General features: G+C 61.1%; 19 protein-coding genes. 12 read left to right on the top strand and 7 right to left on the bottom strand.

All coding sequences use genetic code 11. From position 1 onward, the window contains the following. Nucleotides 1-13: 13 nt before the first annotated feature. The 4 genes from crcB to F6S12_RS19585 all read right to left on the bottom strand — a co-directional run bounded on the left by crcB (nucleotide 14) and on the right by F6S12_RS19585 (nucleotide 4,844). A complete protein-coding gene (gene crcB / locus F6S12_RS19600; protein WP_011062165.1) occupies nucleotides 14-388 on the bottom strand; it encodes a fluoride efflux transporter CrcB in 375 nt (124 codons plus the stop codon). Continuing rightward, the gene (locus tag F6S12_RS19595; protein WP_015636284.1) at nucleotides 385-1,710 is read right to left on the bottom strand and encodes a replication-associated recombination protein A; all 1,326 of its coding nucleotides are present in this window, start codon (nucleotides 1,708-1,710) and stop codon (nucleotides 385-387) included. Before F6S12_RS19595 ends, crcB begins: the two co-directional genes overlap by 4 nt. 33 nt (nucleotides 1,711-1,743) lie before the next feature. Next, nucleotides 1,744-2,367, bottom strand: a complete 624-nt coding sequence (gene lolA / locus F6S12_RS19590) for an outer membrane lipoprotein chaperone LolA (protein WP_011062167.1) — start codon at nucleotides 2,365-2,367, stop codon at nucleotides 1,744-1,746. 68 nt (nucleotides 2,368-2,435) lie between these two features. Further along, on the bottom strand, nucleotides 2,436-4,844 hold the full coding sequence (locus tag F6S12_RS19585) for a DNA translocase FtsK (RefSeq protein ID WP_123727937.1): 2,409 nt from the start codon (nucleotides 4,842-4,844) through the stop codon (nucleotides 2,436-2,438). 295 nt (nucleotides 4,845-5,139) lie between these two features. On the opposite strand from F6S12_RS19585, the gene trxB reads away from it, so the two are divergent. From trxB to infA, 4 genes are all read left to right on the top strand, one after another. After that, complete coding sequence (trxB, locus tag F6S12_RS19580) at nucleotides 5,140-6,090, top strand: thioredoxin-disulfide reductase (RefSeq protein WP_015636286.1); 951 nt, start codon at nucleotides 5,140-5,142, stop codon at nucleotides 6,088-6,090. 72 nt (nucleotides 6,091-6,162) lie between these two features. Then, nucleotides 6,163-6,843, top strand: coding sequence for a leucyl/phenylalanyl-tRNA--protein transferase (gene aat / locus F6S12_RS19575; protein ID WP_015636287.1), 681 nt, complete (start codon nucleotides 6,163-6,165; stop codon nucleotides 6,841-6,843). 58 nt (nucleotides 6,844-6,901) lie between these two features. Continuing rightward, complete coding sequence (locus F6S12_RS19570; RefSeq protein ID WP_015636288.1) at nucleotides 6,902-7,609, top strand: arginyltransferase; 708 nt, start codon at nucleotides 6,902-6,904, stop codon at nucleotides 7,607-7,609. A gap of 100 nt (nucleotides 7,610-7,709) precedes the next feature. Next, a complete protein-coding gene (infA, locus tag F6S12_RS19565; protein ID WP_002553999.1) occupies nucleotides 7,710-7,928 on the top strand; it encodes a translation initiation factor IF-1 in 219 nt (72 codons plus the stop codon). A 126-nt stretch (nucleotides 7,929-8,054) separates the two neighbouring features. Here the strand turns inward: infA and clpA are convergent, their stop codons facing one another. Together clpA and clpS are read right to left on the bottom strand one after the other, a co-directional pair. Continuing rightward, a complete protein-coding gene (gene clpA / locus F6S12_RS19560; protein WP_315869230.1) occupies nucleotides 8,055-10,325 on the bottom strand; it encodes an ATP-dependent Clp protease ATP-binding subunit ClpA in 2,271 nt (756 codons plus the stop codon). Nucleotides 10,326-10,354: 29 nt separating this feature from the next. Continuing rightward, nucleotides 10,355-10,717, bottom strand: coding sequence for an ATP-dependent Clp protease adapter ClpS (gene clpS / locus F6S12_RS19555; protein WP_011062173.1), 363 nt, complete (start codon nucleotides 10,715-10,717; stop codon nucleotides 10,355-10,357). 218 nt (nucleotides 10,718-10,935) lie between these two features. On the opposite strand from clpS, the gene cspD reads away from it, so the two are divergent. Continuing rightward, the gene (cspD, locus tag F6S12_RS19550) at nucleotides 10,936-11,199 is read left to right on the top strand and encodes a cold shock domain-containing protein CspD (protein ID WP_019092905.1); all 264 of its coding nucleotides are present in this window, start codon (nucleotides 10,936-10,938) and stop codon (nucleotides 11,197-11,199) included. A gap of 82 nt (nucleotides 11,200-11,281) precedes the next feature. Here the strand turns inward: cspD and icd are convergent, their stop codons facing one another. Then, nucleotides 11,282-12,538, bottom strand: coding sequence for an NADP-dependent isocitrate dehydrogenase (gene icd, locus F6S12_RS19545; protein ID WP_315869229.1), 1,257 nt, complete (start codon nucleotides 12,536-12,538; stop codon nucleotides 11,282-11,284). Nucleotides 12,539-13,042: 504 nt separating this feature from the next. Here icd and F6S12_RS19540 point away from each other — a divergent pair. From F6S12_RS19540 to F6S12_RS19510, 7 genes are all read left to right on the top strand, one after another. Further along, the gene (locus tag F6S12_RS19540; RefSeq protein ID WP_047287896.1) at nucleotides 13,043-15,268 is read left to right on the top strand and encodes an NADP-dependent isocitrate dehydrogenase; all 2,226 of its coding nucleotides are present in this window, start codon (nucleotides 13,043-13,045) and stop codon (nucleotides 15,266-15,268) included. Between the two features lie 147 nt (nucleotides 15,269-15,415). Continuing rightward, nucleotides 15,416-15,862 (top strand): NUDIX hydrolase, encoded by a 447-nt coding sequence (locus F6S12_RS19535; protein WP_011062177.1) that lies wholly within the window; start codon nucleotides 15,416-15,418, stop codon nucleotides 15,860-15,862. Between the two features lie 71 nt (nucleotides 15,863-15,933). Further along, nucleotides 15,934-17,067, top strand: a complete 1,134-nt coding sequence (gene mnmA, locus F6S12_RS19530; protein WP_015636291.1) for a tRNA 2-thiouridine(34) synthase MnmA — start codon at nucleotides 15,934-15,936, stop codon at nucleotides 17,065-17,067. Further along, the gene (gene hflD, locus F6S12_RS19525; RefSeq protein WP_011062179.1) at nucleotides 17,064-17,687 is read left to right on the top strand and encodes a high frequency lysogenization protein HflD; all 624 of its coding nucleotides are present in this window, start codon (nucleotides 17,064-17,066) and stop codon (nucleotides 17,685-17,687) included. Before mnmA ends, hflD begins: the two co-directional genes overlap by 4 nt. Before the next feature lie 119 nt (nucleotides 17,688-17,806). Next, nucleotides 17,807-19,177: an adenylosuccinate lyase gene (gene purB, locus F6S12_RS19520; protein WP_019092906.1), complete on the top strand. Its 1,371-nt coding sequence runs from the start codon at nucleotides 17,807-17,809 to the stop codon at nucleotides 19,175-19,177. Nucleotides 19,178-19,260: 83 nt separating this feature from the next. Beyond that, nucleotides 19,261-20,427: a cupin domain-containing protein gene (locus tag F6S12_RS19515; RefSeq protein ID WP_015636294.1), complete on the top strand. Its 1,167-nt coding sequence runs from the start codon at nucleotides 19,261-19,263 to the stop codon at nucleotides 20,425-20,427. Then, a complete protein-coding gene (locus F6S12_RS19510; RefSeq protein WP_011062182.1) occupies nucleotides 20,420-20,842 on the top strand; it encodes a GNAT family N-acetyltransferase in 423 nt (140 codons plus the stop codon). Before F6S12_RS19515 ends, F6S12_RS19510 begins: the two co-directional genes overlap by 8 nt. The last annotated feature ends 29 nt before the right edge of the window (nucleotides 20,843-20,871 follow it).

Below are 20,871 nucleotides of genomic sequence, written 5' to 3'. Positions count from 1 at the left end.
GTTCTCTCGTTTATCAAAGTTTGGTCAAGGACAGGCCGGCCCAGGTAGCAAGCAGCCCGCCGAATACACTCAGTGCCGCGTAGCCCAGGGCCAGCGCCACTTGTCCGCTTTCCAGCAGACGCACGGTATCCAGTGAAAAGGATGAAAAAGTCGTCAGGCCACCGAGGAAGCCCACTATCAATCCGGCACGCACTTCGATCGGCACTTCCGGACGGACCAGGAACAGCCCGTACAACACGCCGATCAGCAGGCAGCCCACGATATTAACGGCCAGCGTCGCGGTATAGAAGTGCCGCGGCCAATTGGCGTTGATCCAGTTGCCGGTGGCAAAGCGCAACAGGGTGCCAGCCACACCGCCGGCGGAGACTGCGAGGATCAGGGGGATCAAGGTTTTCTCCGCTGCAAGGGGCTGGCCCGGTCCAGCGCGGCCAGGTGCTTGAGCTTCTCGCCGATCTTCAGTTCCAGGCCGCGGGGCACCGGTTGATAGAGCGGCAAGGGTTCGAGTTCTTCGGGGAAATAGTCTTCACCGGCGGCGTAGGCATCCGGCTCGTCATGGGCGTAGCGGTATTCGTCGCCATAGCCCAGTTGCTTCATCAGCTTGGTCGGAGCATTGCGCAGATGGATCGGCACTTCCAGCGAGCCGTGCTCGGCAGCAGCGCGCATGGCGGCCTTGAAACCCATGTACACGGCGTTGCTCTTCGGCGCACAGGCCAGGTAGGTGATGGCCTGGGCCACTGCCAGCTCGCCTTCGGGGCTGCCCAGGCGCTCCTGCACATCCCAGGCCGCCAGGCACAGGCTCAGGGCCCGCGGGTCGGCGTTGCCAATGTCTTCGCTGGCCATGCGCACCACGCGCCGGGCCAGGTACAACGGGTCGCAGCCGCCGTCGAGCATGCGCGCGAACCAGTACAGGGCGCCGTCGGGATTGGAGCCGCGCACCGATTTGTGCAACGCGGAAATCTGGTCGTAGAAGGCTTCGCCGCCCTTGTCGAAACGCCGGCGGGTGTCACCCAGCAGGCTTTGCAACAGATCGACACTGATCTCGCCACCGTCTTCCGCCAGGTCCGAGGCGTTTTCCAGCAGGTTGAGCATGCGCCGGCCATCGCCATCGGCGGCCGACAGCAGCATCTGGAAGCCTTCATCGCTGAGGCTCAGCTGGCGCTTGCCCAGCCCCCGCTCCTCGGTCAGGGCGCGCTGTACCAGGGTGCCCAGGGCCGCTTCATCCAGGCTCTTGAGCACATAGACCCGCGCTCGGGAGAGCAAGGCGTTGTTGAGCTCGAAGGAGGGGTTTTCCGTGGTGGCGCCGATAAAGATCAGCGTGCCGTCTTCCACGTAGGGCAGGAAGGCATCCTGCTGCGATTTGTTGAAGCGATGCACTTCGTCGACAAACAGAATGGTTCGCCGACCGTATTGCCCGGCCTGCTGCTTGGCGACTTCTACCGCCTGGCGGATCTCCTTGACCCCGGCCAGCACCGCCGAGACAGTTTCGAAGTGGGCATCCGAGACTTCCGCCAACAGCCGCGCCAGGGTGGTCTTGCCGACCCCGGGCGGGCCCCAGAAGATCATCGAATGCAGCGCGCCCTGCTCCAGGGCCTCGCGCAGCGGCTTGCCCCGGGCCAACAGGTGCTGCTGGCCAACGTACTCGTCCAGGTTGGTCGCACGCAGGCGTGCGGCCAGTGGCTGGGCAATCGGGGCACTACGAAACAGGTCCATGGACTACCTTCGAAACCTTGCGGTTGCGGCTGCTTACTCTTGGATCACATCGGCACCCTTGGGGATGTCGAACTTGAACTTGGACGCCGGGATGGCTTCGTTGGCCTTGACCCCGGTGAACAGGATATTGGTGCGCTGGCCAACGCTGTCGATCAACTGCATGTCGTTGATCATGCCGTTGCGAAACGACAGGCGCAGGCTGTCGAACAGGGTGTCGCGGGTTTTCGGCTTGAGGGTGAAGTCCATCACGCCGCCGGCTTCCTTGGAGGTGATGTCGAAGCTTTCGCTGATTTTCGACACGTCACCGGAGAGCAACAGGGCCGGGGTCTGGGTCAGGCGCTGGTCAAGCTTCTTGATGGTCACCTGCTCCAGGTCCGGGTCCCACAGGGAGACTTTCTGGCCGTCGGAAACCATCAGCTGTTCTTGTGGCGCATCGGTGTGCCAGTAGAACAGGCCCGGGCGCTGCAGGGACATCTCGCCGGCGGTTTCCTGCAACTGGGTGCCGCTGCCATCCAGGGTCAGCTGGGAGAAACGCGCGGTCAGGGTCTGGGACTTTTCCAGCAACTGGGTCAGGCGCGCCACGTCTTTGGGGTCGGCGTGGGCCGACAAGGTGGTCACAGCCAATACCGGCAGCAGCAACATGCGAATCAGGCGCATGGAATTCCTCATTAATTGGATGGGTATACGAGCGGCGTGACCTCACGCCGCTGCAAGCGAAACAGGGATCAGTCGCGCATTGGGCCCGGCGCCAGCACTTCGCGGGAGCCGTTGGTGTTCATCGCCGTCACCACCCCGGCCATTTCCATGGCCTCGATCATCCGGGCGGCGCGGTTGTAGCCAATCTTCAGCTTGCGCTGTACCGCCGAGATCGAGGCCCGGCGGCTTTCCAGGACGAACTGCACGGCTTCGTCGTAGAGCGCGTCGGCTTCCGGGTCATCGCCGTCGCCACCGCCGCTGCTACCTTCGAAACCACTGCCCGCCTCTTCGACACCGTTGAGGATATCGTCGTTGTATTCTGGCGCACCGCGCAGCTTCCAGGCCTCCACCACGCGGTGCACTTCATCATCGGAGACGAAGGCACCGTGGACACGAATCGGCAGGCTGGTGCCCGGTGGCATGTAGAGCATGTCACCGTGGCCCAGCAGCTGTTCGGCGCCGCCCTGATCGATGATGGTCCGCGAGTCGATCTTGCTCGACACCTGGAACGCCATGCGAGTCGGAATGTTGGCCTTGATCAGGCCGGTGATCACGTCCACCGACGGCCGCTGGGTCGCGAGGATCAGGTGGATACCAGCAGCACGGGCCTTCTGGGCGATACGGGCGATCAGTTCTTCAACCTTCTTGCCGACGATCATCATCATGTCGGCAAATTCGTCCACTACCACCACGATGGTCGGCAGCTTGGTCAGCAGCGGCGCTTCGTCGTGGATGCTTTCGCGGTTGTACAGCGGGTCGGCCAGCGGGGTACCTGCTTCAATCGCTTCCTTGACCTTGGCGTTGAAGCCCGAGAGGTTGCGCACGCCCATCTTGGCCATGAGCTTGTAGCGCCGCTCCATCTCCGCCACGCTCCAGCGCAGGGCGTTGGCCGCGTCCTTCATGTCGGTCACCACCGGGCACAGCAGATGCGGAATTCCCTCGTAGATCGACAGTTCGAGCATCTTCGGGTCGATCATGATCAGCTTGGCGTCTTCCGGGCCGGACTTGAACAGGATCGACAGGATCATCGCGTTGACCCCCACCGACTTACCGGAACCGGTGGTACCGGCCACCAGCAGGTGAGGCATTTTCGCAAGGTCGGTGATGATCGGCTTGCCGCCGATATCGTGGCCCAGGGCCAGGGTGACCGGGGATTTGAAGTTGTCGTATTCCGGGGTCGAGAGCACTTCGGAGAAGCGCACGATTTGCCGGTCTTCATTGGGAATTTCGATGCCCACGGTGGTCTTGCCGGGAATCACTTCCACCACGCGCACACTGGTCACCGCCAGGGAACGCGCCAGGTCCTTGGCCAGGTTGGCGATACGGCTGACTTTCACCCCGGCCGCCGGCTGGATTTCGTAACGGGTAATCACCGGCCCCGGGTGGATCGAATCCACCGAGACTTCGACGCCGAACTCCTTGAGCTTGATCTCCAGCAGGTGGCCAACCGCCGCCAGGGATTCAGGGGAATAGTTCAGCTGTTTCTTTTCTGCCGGGTCGAGGATCGAGATCGGCGGCAAGGTGCCTTCCACCGCGCTGTCGACGAACAGCGGCACCTGTTTCTCTTTTTGCACGCGCTTGCTGGGCTCCGGCGCCTTGGTGGCGATCGGCGTGATCACTGGCGGCACCTGCTTTTCGCGCTCGGACATGTGCTTGCTCAGGGCCTGCTCGCGCTCGATAAGGCGCTCCTTGACCTTGGCCTGCTCGCGCTTGTCGGCCACGTTCGGGGTCACGACTTCATCGACCCGGGCATCCACTTCGCGCAATTGCGCCACCAGTTGCTTGCGCTCCACGCGCGCATCCCACCAGCGGTTGGCGGCGCCCTGGAACAGTTCGAACAGGTCGAGGGTGATCTTGCCGGTCACGTCCATCACCTTGAACCACGACAGGTCGGTGAACACCGTCAGGCCGAACAGGAACAGGGCAATGAACATCAGGGTGCTGCCCTGCACGTTCAGGGCATTCTTGGCCAGGTCGCCCAGGCTTTCGCCCAGGGCGCCACCGGCACCGGCCGGCAGGCCCGTGGCGGCATGGAAATGGATATGGGCCAGCGCGGCGCCCGACAGCACCAGGAACACCAGGCCGATCAGCCGCCAGGAAAACAGCCAGCCGCTCCACTGCCAGGGCTCATGGCGCTGGCGGAAGATCTGGTAGGTCTTGATCGCCAACAGCAGCGGGAAGATATAGGCGAAGTAACCCAACACCATAAACAGGATATCGGCGCTGTAGGAACCGGCCGGGCCACCGAAGTTCTGCACGTCTTCAATCTTGCTGTTATGACTCCAGCCCGGATCATCTTTCCCATAGGTCAGAAGTGCCATCATCAAGAACAGGCACAGGGCGCCAATGGCGATCAACGCACCTTCCTTGAGCCGGTAGTGCAATTGTTGACGCCAGAGCGGAACAACAGGTTTAGGTGCTGCGGTGGATTTCTTCAAAACGCGTCTTTTCCTGCGCCAAGGGCGCGTCCAACGGGTGATTGACTACAAGATACTGCTCAATCCGAGCAGGTAAATAAAGTTGACCGGCGTAACTGGGGCTACTTTTAACACTCTGCCCCTTGCTTCTGAAACAGTGCAATTCTGAATAAACCCGGTACAGCGTCGTATTGTACGGGTTTGTTCACGCCATGCCACGTCGGAACCCTCCGACCAGCATAGTCAACGGCCTGTTACGCACTGTTCAATTGGAGCATGCATTCTCTTTTGTGACAAAGGCTTATGAGGTGTTTTTATGAACGATGCGAAGCATTCACGCCTGATCATTCTGGGCTCTGGCCCTGCCGGTTACAGCGCTGCCGTCTATGCCGCTCGGGCCAACCTCAAACCGACGGTGATCACCGGTTTGCAAGCCGGCGGCCAACTGACCACCACCACCGAAGTCGACAACTGGCCCGGCGATGTCGAAGGCTTGACCGGCCCGGTGCTGATGGAGCGGATGCAGAGACACGCCGAACGCTTCGACACCGAGATCGTCTATGACCACATCCACACCGCACAGTTGCAGCAGCGGCCGTTTATCCTCATCGGCGACAGCGGCACCTACAGTTGCGACGCGCTGATCATCGCCACTGGCGCCTCGGCGCAATACCTGGGCCTACCCTCCGAAGAGGCCTTTGCCGGCAAGGGGGTTTCCGCCTGCGCCACCTGCGATGGCTTCTTCTACCGCAATCAGGTGGTGGCCGTGGTGGGCGGCGGCAACACCGCCGTGGAGGAAGCACTGTACCTGTCGAACATCGCCAAAGAAGTGCACCTGGTGCATCGCCGCGACAAGCTGCGGGCCGAGAAGATTCTCCAGGACAAGCTGTTCGACAAGGCCGCCAATGGCAATATCCGCCTGCACTGGAACCAGCACCTGGAGGAAGTGCTGGGCGATGCCAGCGGCGTGACCGGCGCCCGCCTCAAGGACAGCCACAGCGGAGAAACCAAGGATCTGGCACTGGCCGGGGTGTTTATCGCCATCGGCCACAAGCCCAATACCGATCTGTTCCAGGGCCAGCTGGAGATGCGCGACGGCTACCTGCTGGTGCGTGGCGGCAGCGAAGGCAATGCCACGGCCACCGGCATCCAGGGGGTATTTGCCGCCGGCGACGTGGCCGACCACGTCTATCGCCAGGCCATCACTTCGGCCGGCGCCGGCTGCATGGCAGCGCTGGATGCGGAAAAATTCCTCGACGACAACTAAGCCCTCGCCCTACGCTTGTGGCGGGCCCGCAATGGCTCGCCACCGCCCTCCCCTGCCGCAAGTCTGGATACCATGCTGACCTGGTTACAACGCAACACACTCGACTTCCCGCCGCTGGAAAAGGCCATGCGCGAGCCCAATGGCTTGCTGGCCGCGGGCGGAGACTTGTCTGCCGACCGCCTGATCCAGGCCTATCGTCACGGCTGCTTTCCCTGGTTTTCCGAGGGCCAGCCGATTCTCTGGTGGTCCCCCGATCCGCGCACGGTGTTATTCCCGGACGAACTGCATGTCTCCCGCAGCCTGGGCAAACTGTTGCGCAAACAACGCTATCAGGTGACCTTCGATCAGGACTTTGCCGCAGTCATCAGCGCCTGTGCAGCGCCTCGCGCCTATGCCGACGGCACCTGGATCAGCGAAGCGATGCAACGCGCCTACCTGCAACTGCATCAACGCGGCTACGCCCATTCGGTGGAAGTCTGGGATCAGGGAGTGCTGGTGGGCGGCTTGTATGGGCTGGCCATGGGGCAGCTGTTTTTCGGCGAGTCGATGTTCAGCCGCGCCGACAATGCCTCGAAATTCGGCTTTGCCACTCTGGTGGAACGCTTGAAGGCGTGGGGATTTGTGCTGATCGACTGCCAGATGCCCACCGAACACCTGCACAGCCTCGGCGCCCGATCCATTTCCCGGCCAGAGTTCGCGAATTACCTGAAACACCACCTGGACCTGCCGAGCCGCGCCATATGGGTTTCCTAGGCGGGTTTGCCGGGGGTGGCTTACACTTAATTGCAAAGCTTATTCCGAGGGTTGACTCATGACCGAGTTGGCGCGCCTGAAGTTCTATGCCACCCAACCCCACTCTTGCAGCTACCTGCCCGACGAACAGGCGACCACTCTGTTCCTCGATCCCAGCCAGCCCATGGACGTGCATGTCTACGCGGATCTGTCGGAAATGGGCTTTCGGCGCAGCGGCGATCATCTGTATCGCCCCCACTGCCAGAACTGCAACGCCTGCGTGCCGGCGCGCATTCCTGCTACACAGTTCCTGCCCAGCCGCCAGCAAAAGCGCATTCTCAAACGCAACAGCGACCTGACCGTACACGCGGCCAAACCCTGCTTCAGCGAAGAGTATTTCGACCTCTACCAGCGCTACATCGAGCAACGCCACGCCGATGGCGACATGTTCCCCCCCAGCCGCGACCAGTTCTCGACCTTTCTGGTTCGAGACCTGCCCTTCTCGCGCTTCTACGAGTTCCGCCTGGACGGCCGCCTGCTGGCCGTGGCGGTCACCGACCTGCTGCCCAATGGCCTGTCAGCGGTCTACACCTTCTATGAACCCGACGAAGAGCGCCGCAGCCTCGGGCGCTTTGCGATCCTTTGGCAAATCGGCGAAACCCTGCGCCTGGGGCTGGATGCGGTGTACCTCGGCTACTGGATCAAGAACTGCAAAAAGATGAACTACAAGACCCAATATCGCCCCATAGAGCTGCTGGTTAACCAGAGATGGGTGATCCTCAACTAGAAGGTCTTGGCTTAAACCCCACTTTTCGGGCACAATGCACGCCGCTTTTGCCTGGCGCAGTTGCACCGGGCCATTCATTGGACACCGAGGGCTTTACTGCATGTCGAAAGAAGACAGCTTCGAAATGGAAGGCACTGTCGTCGACACCCTGCCCAACACCATGTTTCGTGTGGAGTTGGAAAATGGGCACGTCGTAACCGCGCATATTTCCGGCAAGATGCGCAAGAACTACATTCGTATTCTTACCGGTGACAAAGTGCGCGTCGAGCTGACGCCCTATGACTTGAGCAAAGGGCGCATCACTTACCGCGCTCGCTAAGCAAGTCAATACAAGACGCCCGGTTATGCCGGGCGTTTTTGTTCGTCTGCAAAAAACGTTTCAAACGCCAGATAGCACAAAGGCACCTCCCGGTGCCTTTGGCTGTACTGCTGCGTTATGCGGCGATCAAGCCATTTCCGCCGTGGTCTCGAAATCGAAGGTCAGCTCGCCATCCTTGATGTCGATGTGGACCACACCGCCATGGTCGGACAACTCGCCAAACAGGATCTCCTCGGCCAAGGGACGCTTGATCTTGTCCTGGATCAAGCGCGCCATCGGACGGGCGCCCATGGTCACGTCGTAACCACCGGCGGCCAGCCAGCTGCGAGCGGCATCGGTCACTTCCAGCTGCACGCGCTTGTCTTCCAGCTGCGCCTGAAGCTCGGTAAGGAACTTGTCCACCACGCTCTTGATCACTTCGTGGCTCAGGCGACCGAACTGGATAATGGTGTCCAGACGGTTGCGGAACTCCGGCGTGAAGCTCTTCTTGATCACTTCCATGGCATCGGAAGAGTGATCCTGATGCGTGAAGCCGATGGAGGCTCGCGCCGCGGTTTCAGCACCGGCGTTGGTGGTCATGATGACGATCACATTGCGGAAATCCGCCTTGCGTCCGTTGTTGTCGGTCAGGGTCCCGTGGTCCATCACCTGCAGCAGCAGGTTGAAGACTTCCGGGTGGGCCTTCTCGATTTCATCGAGCAGCAATACGCAATGCGGCTGCTTGGTGATGGCCTCGGTCAGCAAGCCACCCTGGTCGAAACCGACATAGCCGGGAGGCGCACCAATCAAGCGCGAGACGGTGTGCCGCTCCATGTACTCGGACATGTCGAAGCGTACCAGCTCGATCCCCATGGCCTTGGCCAACTGCCGCGCCGCTTCGGTCTTGCCGACACCGGTAGGACCGGCGAACAGGAAGGAACCGACCGGTTTGTCCGGCGATTTCAGGCCTGCACGGGACAGCTTGATCGCGGTGGACAGCGAATCGATCGCCGCATCCTGGCCAAACACCGTCAGCTTGAGATCGCGCTCGAGATTGCGCAGCAGCTCTTTATCGGAACTGGTGACGTGTTTTGGTGGAATCCGCGCGATTTTCGCCACGATGTCTTCGACCTGGGCCACCTCGATGCGCTTCACGCGCTTCTCCGCCGGCTGCAGGCGCTGATAGGCACCTGCCTCGTCGATGACGTCGATGGCCTTGTCCGGCATATGCCGGTCATTGATATAGCGCGAGGCCAATTCTGCAGCGGCACGCAGGGCTTCATCACTGTATTCGATACTGTGATGCTGCTCGAAACGCCCCTTGAGGCCGCGCAGGATGCCAATGGTGTCTTCAACCGAGGGCTCGGACACATCGACTTTCTGGAAGCGCCGCGCCAAGGCCCGGTCCTTCTCGAAAATGCCACGGAACTCCTGGAAGGTAGTCGAGCCGATGCAACGGATATCACCCGAGGACAGCAGCGGCTTGAGCAGGTTCGAGGCGTCCATCACCCCACCGGAGGCCGCACCGGCACCGATGATGGTGTGGATTTCGTCGACGAACAGGATCGCCTGAGGGCGTTTTTTCAGTTCGCCCAGCAGCGCCTTGAAGCGCTTCTCGAAATCGCCGCGGTATTTGGTACCGGCCAGCAACGCCCCGAGATCCAGCGAGTAGACGACGCTGTTGACCAGCAGGTCCGGCACTTGATTGTCGACGATGCGCTTGGCCAGGCCCTCGGCAATCGCGGTCTTGCCCACGCCTGCCTCACCCACCAGCAGCGGGTTGTTCTTGCGCCGGCGCGCCAGGATCTGCGCTACGCGCTCGACTTCCTGCTCGCGCCCTACCAACGGATCAATGCGCCCCTGACGGGCCAGTTCATTGAGGTTGCTGGCATAGGCATCCAGAGGATTGCCCGAAGAAGACGACTCACCACCCTCTTCGTCCTGCATATCCTGTTCACCTTCAGAATGATCGCCATGCCCGGGCACCTTGGAGATGCCATGGGCGATGTAGTTGACCACGTCGATACGGGCAACGCTCTGCTGTTTCAGCAGGAACACCGCCTGGCTCTCTTGCTCACTGAAGATGGCTACCAGCACATTGGCACCGGTAACTTCACGCTTGCCCGAGCTCTGTACGTGAAAGACAGCACGTTGCAATACACGCTGGAAACCCAGGGTTGGCTGAGTTTCGCGATCCTCGTCGTGCACGGGAATCAGCGGCGTTGTGGAGTCGATGAACTCCTGCAAGTCGTGCTTGAGTTTGTCGAGGTTTGCTCCGCAGGCACGTAAAACGGTGGCGGCGGCCTCATTATCCAAAAGAGCCAACAGGAGATGCTCGACGGTCATGAACTCATGACGCTTCGAACGGGCCTCCTTGAAGGCGAGATTGAGGGTGACTTCGAGCTCGCGGTTTAACATAGCTTCACCTCATACCCAAGTGGTCGGCGTTAACCGTCCTTCTCGATTTCACAGAGTAGCGGATGCTGGCTTTCCCGGGCGTACTGGTTGACCTGCATGGCCTTGGTCTCGGCGATGTCGCGGGTAAACAATCCACACACTGCCCGCCCTTCGGTATGGACGGCCAGCATGACCTTGGTCGCCAGCTCGCGATTCAGGTTAAAAAACATCTCGAGCACTTCGACGACGAAATCCATCGGCGTGTAGTCATCGTTGAACAAAACCACCTTGTACATCGGCGGCGCCTGGAGAGCAGGCTTAGCCTCCTGTACTGCCAAGCCAGCGGAATCGTCGTCGTGCAAGTCCGGGCGATCCTGATTGAATGTTAGTCGAATCTGGCTGATTGCATGCATGGAAAGAAAGGTTCGTCAGTTGTGCAAATACAGTGGTGGGGGCGCCCTGGAAGGATTTCAACTCCGACCGCCGGGTCAACTTGACTATCGGCAAAACGGTGTTACAACCAATAGGGCCCACATTGGGTAATAAACGTCCGCGACGTCAACCTTTTTACCAAGCTTGGCGGCGGATGAACTGGATGATACTCCAGTGATGGAGTCTGTTGCAGAGGGATATGAGTATGGCTAGCGGTAAGGTCAAGTGGTTCAACAACGCCAAGGGTTATGGCTTTATTAATGAGGAGGGCAAGACTGACGATCTGTTTGCCCATTACTCGGCCATCGATATGGATGGCTACAAGACCTTGAAAGCCGGACAGGCTGTGAGCTTCGAGATCATCCAAGGGCCCAAGGGCCTGCATGCGATCAAAATCAGCGCGTTGAAGGTGCCCGGCGAAATCGTCACCGCCGAGGCCCAGCCCGAAAGCGCCCTGAGCTGATCCAACCAACATCCAGTCATGAAAAAACCGGCCGACTCAAGGGATTGAGTCGGCCGGTTTGCTTTGTGCGCGATTGCGCTTATTACATGTGCGAGATCAGCGCATCGCCGAAGGCCGAGGAAGACAGCAGGGTCGCACCGTCCATCAGGCGTTCGAAGTCATAGGTCACGGTCTTGGCCGAGATTGCGCCATTGGTGCCCTTGATGATCAGGTCGGCCGCTTCGGTCCAGCCCATGTGGCGCAGCATCATCTCTGCGGAGAGGATCAGCGAGCCCGGGTTGACCTGGTCCTTGCCGGCATACTTGGGCGCGGTACCGTGGGTGGCTTCGAACATGGCCACGGTATCGGACAGGTTGGCGCCTGGTGCAATGCCGATGCCGCCCACTTCCGCCGCCAGGGCGTCGGACAGGTAGTCACCGTTGAGGTTGAGGGTCGCGATCACATCGTATTCGGCCGGGCGCAGCAGGATCTGCTGGAGCATGGCGTCGGCGATGGCATCCTTGACGATGACGTTCTTGCCGGTTTTCGGGTTCTTGAACTTCATCCAGGGACCGCCGTCCAGCAGGGTCGCGCCGAACTCTTCGGCCGCCACTTCGTAGGCCCATTCCTTGAAGGCACCTTCGGTGAACTTCATGATGTTGCCTTTGTGCACGATGGTCAGCGAGTCGCGGTCGTTATCCACTACATATTGCAGCGCCTTGCGCGCCAGACGCTTGGTGCCCTGCAGGGAAACCGGCTTGACGCCGATGCCGCAGTTTTCGTCGAAACGGATCTTGGTGACACCCATTTCCTCCTTGAGGAACTTGATGACCTTGGTGGCTTCTGCCGAGCCGGCTTTCCACTCGATGCCGGCGTAAATGTCTTCGGAGTTTTCACGGAAGATGGTCATGTCCACGTCACCCGGCTTTTTCACCGGGCTGGGCACGCCTTCGAACCAGCGCACAGGGCGCAGGCATACATAAAGATCGAGTTGCTGACGCAGGGCCACGTTCAGGGAACGGATGCCACCACCGACCGGAGTGGTCAGCGGGCCCTTGATGGAAACCACGTAATCCTTCACTGCGTCCAGGGTTTCCTGAGGAAGCCAGGTGTCCTGGTCGTACACTTGAGTCGCTTTTTCCCCGGCATACACTTCCATCCAGGAAATCTTGCGTTCGCCGCCGTAAGCCTTCTTAACCGCAGCATCGACAACCTTGATCATGACCGGGCTGATATCAACACCAATACCGTCGCCTTCGATGAAAGGAATAATCGGGTTGTTAGGAACATTGAGAGAATGGTCTGCGTTGACGGTGATTTTGTCGCCGACTGCTGGAACCTGAATCTTCTTGTATCCCATGCTGAACTCCGTTGTGTGGATTGAACATCTGGCTGCGTTCGAGCGTACCCCAGTTGAATCTGGACGGGAACCTCATGTTCCACCCATATGCCGTGAAAGCTGCACAGTTCGCGGCCTACAAGCCTGAAAGCAAAGGGAAAAGTGCCAAAGTAAAGCACCCCGAGCGACTCTACGCCTGCACCCTGCCTGCGACCTTTAGACCAATGGACGAGAACGGGCGCCTATGAAGCATCGGCGTTTTGCTAGCTACCTATGTATAATGCCGCCGCTGACCACAGAGTCACGACGGCCGAACGCTCTGCTACCGACAAAACAAGCCGAGAATGGCCGCCCAAAGCCGGGTTGTTACCGCAGCCCACCCGCTTGACGCTCGACTGATGCACCCAACATCACCGCGAAGAAACCTCGACATTCGGCTCATGGATGACCTTTGAACGAAAGCGCTTACCCGGCGCACCTCGAGTTTCTGCGCACGCTTTAGCAAAGAAGAGAGTTAATCCGAATATGCCCACCCGCTCGAAGATCATCTACACCTTCACCGACGAAGCCCCGGCCCTCGCCACCTATTCCCTGCTGCCTATCGTAGAAGCCTTCACCGCTTCGGCTGATATCGCCGTGGAAACCCGCGACATCTCCCTGGCCGGCCGCATCCTCGCCAGCTTCCCTGAGCAGTTGGGTACCAAAGCGGTGCCGGACCACCTTGCCGAACTGGGCGAGCTGGCGGTCACCCCAGAAGCCAACATCATCAAGCTGCCGAACATCAGCGCCTCGGTCCCGCAACTGCAAGCCGCGATCAAGGAGCTGCAGGCCCAGGGCTATGCGCTGCCGGACTACCCAGAAACCGTGACCTGCGACGCCGACAAAGACGCCAAGGCGCGTTACGACAAGGTCAAGGGCAGCGCCGTGAACCCGGTCCTGCGTGAAGGCAACTCCGACCGCCGCGCTCCGCTGTCGGTGAAGAACTATGCGCGCAAGCACCCGCACAAGATGGGCGCCTGGGCCAAGGACTCCAAGTCCCACGTTGCCCACATGAGCAACGGCGACTTCTACGGCAGCGAAAAAGCGGCCCTGATCGAAGCAGCCGACAGCGTCAAGATCGAACTGATCGCCCAGGACGGCACTGCCACCGTCCTGAAGGAAAAGACCGCTGTGCAAGCCGGCGAGATCCTCGACTGCGCGGTAATGAGCAAAAAGGCCCTGCGCGCCTTCATCGCCGCTGAAATCGAAGACGCCAAGAAGCAAGGCGTACTGCTTTCGGTACACCTCAAGGCCACCATGATGAAGGTCTCCGACCCGATCATGTTCGGCCAGATCGTTGCCGAGTTCTATCAGGATGCCCTGAGCAAGCACGCCACCGTGCTGCAGGAAATCGGCTTCAACCTGAACAACGGCATCGGCGACCTGTACGCCCGCATCAAGGCGCTGCCGGCCGACCAGCAAGCTGCGATCGAAGCCGACATCCAGGCCGTCTACGCTGCCCGCCCTGCCCTGGCCATGGTCAACTCCGACAAAGGCATCACCAACCTGCACGTGCCGAGCGACGTGATCGTCGACGCCTCGATGCCTGCCATGATCCGTGACTCCGGCAAGATGTGGGGCACCGACGGCCAGCTGCACGACACCAAGGCCGTGATCCCGGACCGTTGCTACGCCACTATCTACCAGGCCGTGATCGAAGACTGCAAAGCCAATGGCGCGTTCGATCCGACCACCATGGGCAGCGTGCCGAACGTTGGCCTGATGGCGAAAAAAGCCGAAGAATACGGTTCCCACGACAAGACTTTCGAAATCAAGGCTGACGGCGTGGTTCGCGTCACCGACAGCAAAGGCAGCCTGCTGCTGGAGCAGAAAGTCGAAGCCGGCGACATCTTCCGCATGTGCCAGACCAAAGACGCGCCGATCCAGGACTGGGTCAAACTGGCGGTCAACCGTGCTCGTGCCAGCAGCACTCCGGCCATTTTCTGGCTGGACCCGATGCGTGCCCACGACGGCGTGATGATCGAGAAAGTTCAGGCCTACCTGAAGGATCACGACACCAGCGACCTGGACATCCGCATCATGTCCCCGGTTGAAGCCATGAAGTTCACCCTGGCCCGCACCCGCGACGGCAAGGACACCATCTCGGTGACCGGCAACGTACTGCGCGACTACCTGACCGACCTGTTCCCGATCATGGAACTGGGCACCAGCGCCAAGATGCTGTCGATCGTGCCGCTGATGAACGGTGGCGGCCTGTTCGAAACCGGCGCCGGCGGTTCGGCCCCGAAGCACGTACAGCAGCTGCTGGAAGAGAACTTCCTGCGCTGGGACTCCCTGGGTGAGTTCCTGGCCCTGGCCGCCTCCCTGGAGCACCTGGGCAACACCTACAACAACCCGAAAGCCCTGGTGCTGGCCAAGACCCTGGACCAGGCGACCGGCCAGTTCCTCGACAACAACAAGTCGCCATCGCGCAAGGTCGGCAACATCGACAACCGCGGCAGCCACTTCTACCTGGCGCTGTACTGGGCTCAAGCCCTGGCCGCCCAGACCGAGGACGCTGCCCTACAAGCGCAGTTCAGCACCCTGGCCAAGACCCTGACCGAGAACGAAGCGACCATCGTCGCCGAGCTCAACGCCGTACAGGGCAAGCCCGTGGACATCGGAGGCTACTACAGCGCCAACCCCGAACTGGTGAGCCAGGCCATGCGCCCGAGCGCCACCCTCAACGCAGCCATCGCTGCGCTGGTGTAAGCACGAGCGAACACACAAACCCCGGCCCCGTGCCGGGGTTTGTGCTTCTGGCGTCCGCAGCAACCGGCCTGTCGGCAAAACAGACAGCGCTCGCTTCGCCGGCAAGCCGGCTCCTACAATGCTCACCCTTTATAAAGGAGTGCCTTTATGGAATGGCAACCACATATTACTGTCGCCACCATCGTCGAGGACCAGGGCCGCTTCCTGTTCGTCGAGGAATACCAGGGCGAACAAGCCGTGCTCAACCAGCCCGCCGGGCACCTGGATGCCAATGAAAGCCTGCTCCAGGCGGCCGTACGCGAAACCCTGGAGGAAACCGGCTGGGATGTGGAGTTGACCGGCGTGGTCGGCATCTACCTCTACACCGCCCCCAGCAACGGCGTGACCTACCAGCGCGTGTGCTTTGCCGCCAAGCCACTGCGCCATCATCCGGACTATCAGTTGGATGACGGCATCATCGGCCCGCGCTGGCTGAGCCGCGAGCAACTGCTGGAGCAACGGGCCAACTGGCGCAGCGAGCTGATCCTGCAGTGCTTGGACGATTACCTGGATGGCCAGTTGCACAGCCTGGCACTGATCCGACCAATGCTTTAACCGCAGTTTTAGCCTTGCAGGCCTCAGCCTGTTAGAATCGCGTCCTTTTTCAAGACACCCGTTGAATTCCTATGCGTGATCCAGCCCCTTCTGATAACCAAAAGAAGCGCGTCATTGTCGGCATGTCCGGCGGCGTGGATTCTTCCGTTTCCGCCCTCCTGCTGATGGAGCAGGGTTACCAGGTGGAAGGCCTGTTCATGAAGAACTGGGAGGAAGACGACGGAACCGAATACTGCACCGCCATGGACGACCTGGCCGACGCCCAGGCCGTGTGCGACAAGATTGGCATCAAGCTGCACACCGCCAACTTCGCCGCCGAATACTGGGACAACGTGTTCGAGCACTTCCTGGCCGAATACAAGGCCGGCCGCACGCCGAACCCGGATATCCTCTGCAACCGCGAAATCAAGTTCAAGGCCTTCCTCGACTACGCCATGATGCTCGGCGCCGACCTGATCGCCACCGGCCACTATGTGCGCCGCCGCGACATCGATGGCCGCACCGAACTGCTCAAGGGCCTGGACCCGAACAAGGACCAGAGCTACTTCCTCCACGCCGTTGGCGGCGAGCAGATCGCCAAGACCCTGTTCCCGGTAGGCGAGCTGGAAAAGCCCGAAGTGCGCGCCATTGCCGAAAAACACGACCTGGCCACGGCGAAGAAGAAAGACTCAACCGGCATCTGCTTTATCGGTGAGCGGCGCTTCAGCGACTTCCTCAAGCAATACCTGCCGGCCCAGCCCGGCGAGATCAAGACCACCGAAGGTGAAGTCATCGGCCGCCATCACGGCTTGATGTACCACACCATTGGCCAGCGCCAGGGCCTGGGCATCGGCGGCCTGAAAGACGCCGGCGAAGAGCCGTGGTACGTGCTGATCAAGGACCTGGAGCACAACGAGCTGATCGTGGGCCAGGGCAATGATCACCCCTGGCTGTTCTCCCGTGCCCTGCTGGCCTCCGACATCTATTGGGTCAACCCCATCGACCTGAGCCAGCCGCGGCGCCTGACCGCCAAGGTACGCTACCGCCAGAGCGACCAGCCCTGCACCCTGGAAAAGACCGCCAACGGCTACCGCGCCACCTTCGACGACCCACAGCGCGCCGTCACTCCCGGCCAGTCCGTGGTGTTCTACGACGGCGAGATCTGCCTCGGTGGCGGCGTGATCGAAGTGGCCGAACCCTGGAGCAGCAAGGACGCCCGTCCATGAGCCCGATTCAGGAGCAATTGACGGCGCTGGGTGGTGTTTTCCTCGCAGCGGTGCTTGTGGACCGCATCGCCAAGACCGGCCAGGTCAGCGAAGCGGCCCTGAGCTGCATGCTCGGCAGCCTGCTGATCCGCGACCCGAAAGACACCCTGGAAGTCTACGGCGGCGACGACATCAACCTGCGCGAGGGTTACCGGGCCCTGATCGGCGCCCTGGAGCGCGACCCCAGCACCCTGCAGCGCGAACCACTGCGCTACGCTTTGTCGATGCTCGGCCTGGAGCGCCAGCTGGCCAAGCGCGACGACCTGCTGGAGACCATCGGCAAACGCCTGCCGCAGATCCAGTCCCAGGTCGAACATTTCGGTCCAGCCCACGAAAACGTCATCGCCGCGTGCGGCGGGCTGTACCAGGACACCCTGAGCACCCTGCGCCAGCGCATTCAGGTGCACGGCGACATGCGCAATCTGCAGCAGCCCAGCAATGCCTCGAAGATCCGCGCCCTGCTGCTGGCCGGCATTCGTTCCGCACGCCTGTGGCGACAGCTCGGCGGCCATCGCTGGCAACTGGTGATCAGCCGGCGCAAATTGCTCAAAGAGCTTTATCCGTTGATGCGCAGCAGCTGAGCTGCGCCTGATTTTTCAAGAGCTGCGCGTAAGACGCTGGTCAGTTGGCAACGGACCGGCGGATATTTTCATGTATGATACGCGCCCCATTTCGTTGCCCGACTGTCCGAGAACACCCCATGCAGCTCTCTTCGCTCACTGCGGTTTCCCCTGTTGACGGCCGCTACGCCGGCAAAACCCAGGCCCTGCGCCCCATTTTCAGCGAATACGGCCTGATCCGTGCTCGCGTCCTCGTTGAAGTGCGCTGGCTCCAGCGCCTGGCCGCCCACAGCGCCATCAGCGAAGTGCCGGCGTTCTCCGCCGAAGCCAACGCCGTCCTCAATGCCCTGGCAGAGAACTTCTCCCTGGAGCACGCCGAGCGCGTCAAAGAGATCGAGCGCACCACCAACCACGACGTCAAGGCCATCGAGTACCTGCTCAAGGAGCAAGCTGCCAAGTTGCCTGAACTGGCCAACGTCAGTGAGTTCATCCACTTCGCCTGCACCAGCGAGGACATCAACAACCTGTCCCACGCCCTGATGCTGCGCGAAGGCCGTGATGAAGTGATGCTGCCGCTGATGCGCCAGACCGCCAACGCCATCCGCGAACTGGCGATCCGTTTCGCCGAAGTGCCGATGCTGTCGCGCACCCACGGCCAGCCGGCCTCGCCGACCACCCTGGGCAAGGAGCTGGCCAACGTCGTGTACCGCCTGGAGCGCCAGATCGCCCAGGTCGCTGCCGTGCCGCTGCTGGGCAAGATCAACGGCGCCGTGGGCAACTACAACGCCCACCTGTCGGCCTACCCGGACATCGACTGGGAAGCCAACGCCCGCGCCTTCATCGAAGACGAACTGGGCCTGGCCTTCAACCCCTACACCACGCAGATCGAGCCGCACGACTACATCGCCGAGCTGTTCGACGCCATCGCCCGCTTCAACACCATCCTGATCGACTTCGATCGCGATATCTGGGGCTACATCTCCCTGGGCTACTTCAAGCAGCGCACCATTGCCGGCGAAATCGGTTCCTCGACCATGCCGCACAAGGTCAACCCGATCGACTTCGAAAACTCCGAAGGCAACCTGGGCATCGCCAACGCACTGTTCCAGCACCTGGCAAGCAAGCTGCCGATCTCCCGCTGGCAGCGCGACCTGACTGACTCCACCGTATTGCGCAACCTGGGCGTGGGCTTTGCTCACAGCGTGATTGCCTACGAGGCTAGCCTCAAGGGCATCAGCAAACTGGAGCTCAACGCCCAGAAAATCGCCGAAGACCTGGACGCCTGCTGGGAAGTCCTGGCCGAGCCGATCCAGACCGTGATGCGCCGCTACAACATCGAAAACCCCTACGAAAAGCTCAAGGAACTGACGCGCGGCAAGGGCATCAGCCCAGAAGCGCTGCAGACTTTCATCGACGGGCTGGACATGCCCGCCGCGGCCAAGGCCGAGCTGAAACAGCTCACCCCGGCCAGCTACATCGGTAATGCCGCAGCCCAGGCCAAGCGCATCTGACCGATTGCTCGACCTTTTGACGCCCGGCCGCGCCGGGCGTTTTTATTCCTGCTAGAAAAGTACACTTTTTCAATAGGTTACACATGAATCCTGATATTCCTCTTCAACTTCTGGGCGGCATCACTGCACGGGAATTTCTGCGTGACTACTGGCAGAAGAAACCCCTGCTGATCCGTCAGGCCCTGCCTGACTTCGAAAGCCCGATCGAACCTGACGAACTGGCCGGCCTGGCCCTGGAAGAAGAAGTCGAATCGCGCCTGGTGATCGAGAACGGCGAGCGCCCATGGGAACTGCGCCGCGGCCCCTTCGCCGAAGACGAGTTCAGCAAGCTGCCGGAACGCGACTGGACCCTGCTGGTCCAGGCCGTGGACCAGTTCGTCCCGGAAGTCGCCGAGCTGCTGGAGCACTTCCGCTTCCTGCCGAGCTGGCGCATCGATGACGTGATGATCAGCTTCGCCGCACCTGGCGGTAACGTCGGCCCGCACTTCGACAACTACGACGTGTTCCTGCTGCAAGGCTTTGGTAAGCGCAACTGGAAGATCGGCCAGATGTGCGACTCCGAAAGCCCGCTGCTGCAGCACGCGGACCTGCGCATCCTCGCCGAATTCGAAGAAACCGAAAGCTGGGTCCTGGAGCCCGGCGACATGCTCTATCTGCCACCGCGCCTGGCCCACTATGGTGTTGCGGTGAACGATTGCATGACCTATTCGGTCGGTTTCCGTGCCCCAAGCGCCGCCGAAGTCCTGACCCACTTCACCGACTTCCTCGGCCAGTTCCTGCCGGACGAAGACCGCTACACCGACGCCGACGTGCAGCCGGCCAGCGACCCGCACCAGATCCAGCAGGACGCCCTCGACCGGCTCAAGGGCCTGCTGGCCGAGCACATGAGCGACGAGCGCCTGCTGCTGACCTGGTTCGGCCAGTTCATGACCGAACCACGCTACCCGGAACTGGTGACCGGACCCGAACTGGAAGAAGAAGACCTGCTGGGCAGCCTGGAACAGGGCGCGATCCTGATCCGCAACCCGAGCGCGCGCCTGGCCTGGTCGGAAGTGGATGAAGACCTGCTACTGTTCGCCAGCGGCCAAAGCCGCCTGCTTCCCGGTAAGCTGCGCGAACTGCTGAAAATGATTTGCGCCGCCGATGCCTTGCATATCGACAACCTCGGCCAGTGGCTGGCGGATGACGATGGGCGCGGCCTGTTGTGTGAACTGGTCAAGCAAGGGAGCCTGGGGTTTGCCGATGAATAAGATTCACGTACGTGTCGCAGACTGGCAAAAGGACAACGCCGAGATCCGGCGCATCCGTGAAGCCGTATTCATTGCCGAGCAATCGGTGCCGCCCGAACTGGAGTGGGATGCCGACGACGACAGCGCCGTGCACTTCCTGGCCTTCGAGGGCGACTTCCCCATCGGCACCGCGCGCCTGCTGCCCGACGGCCATGTGGGCCGGGTTTCGGTGCTCAAGGACTGGCGCGGCCTGAAGGTTGGCGACGCGCTGATGCGCGCGGTGATCGATGAAGCCGAAAAGCGCGGCCTGAAGCAACAGATGCTCAGCGCCCAGGTCCAGGCCACGGCATTCTATGAGCGCCTGGGCTTCTCCATCGTCAGCGAGGAATTCCTCGAAGCGGGCATTCCCCACGTCGACATGGTTCGCGGCGCCTGACCGACACGCCGCTCGCGGCAACGGCCAGC

The organism is Pseudomonas sp. JV245A, assembly GCF_032424515.1.
In the GTDB taxonomy this organism is placed as follows: Bacteria; Pseudomonadota; Gammaproteobacteria; order Pseudomonadales; family Pseudomonadaceae; genus Aquipseudomonas; species Aquipseudomonas protegens.
The sequence above is the reverse complement of the archived record's forward strand: the minus strand, read 5'-3'. Positions and strand labels throughout refer to the sequence as shown.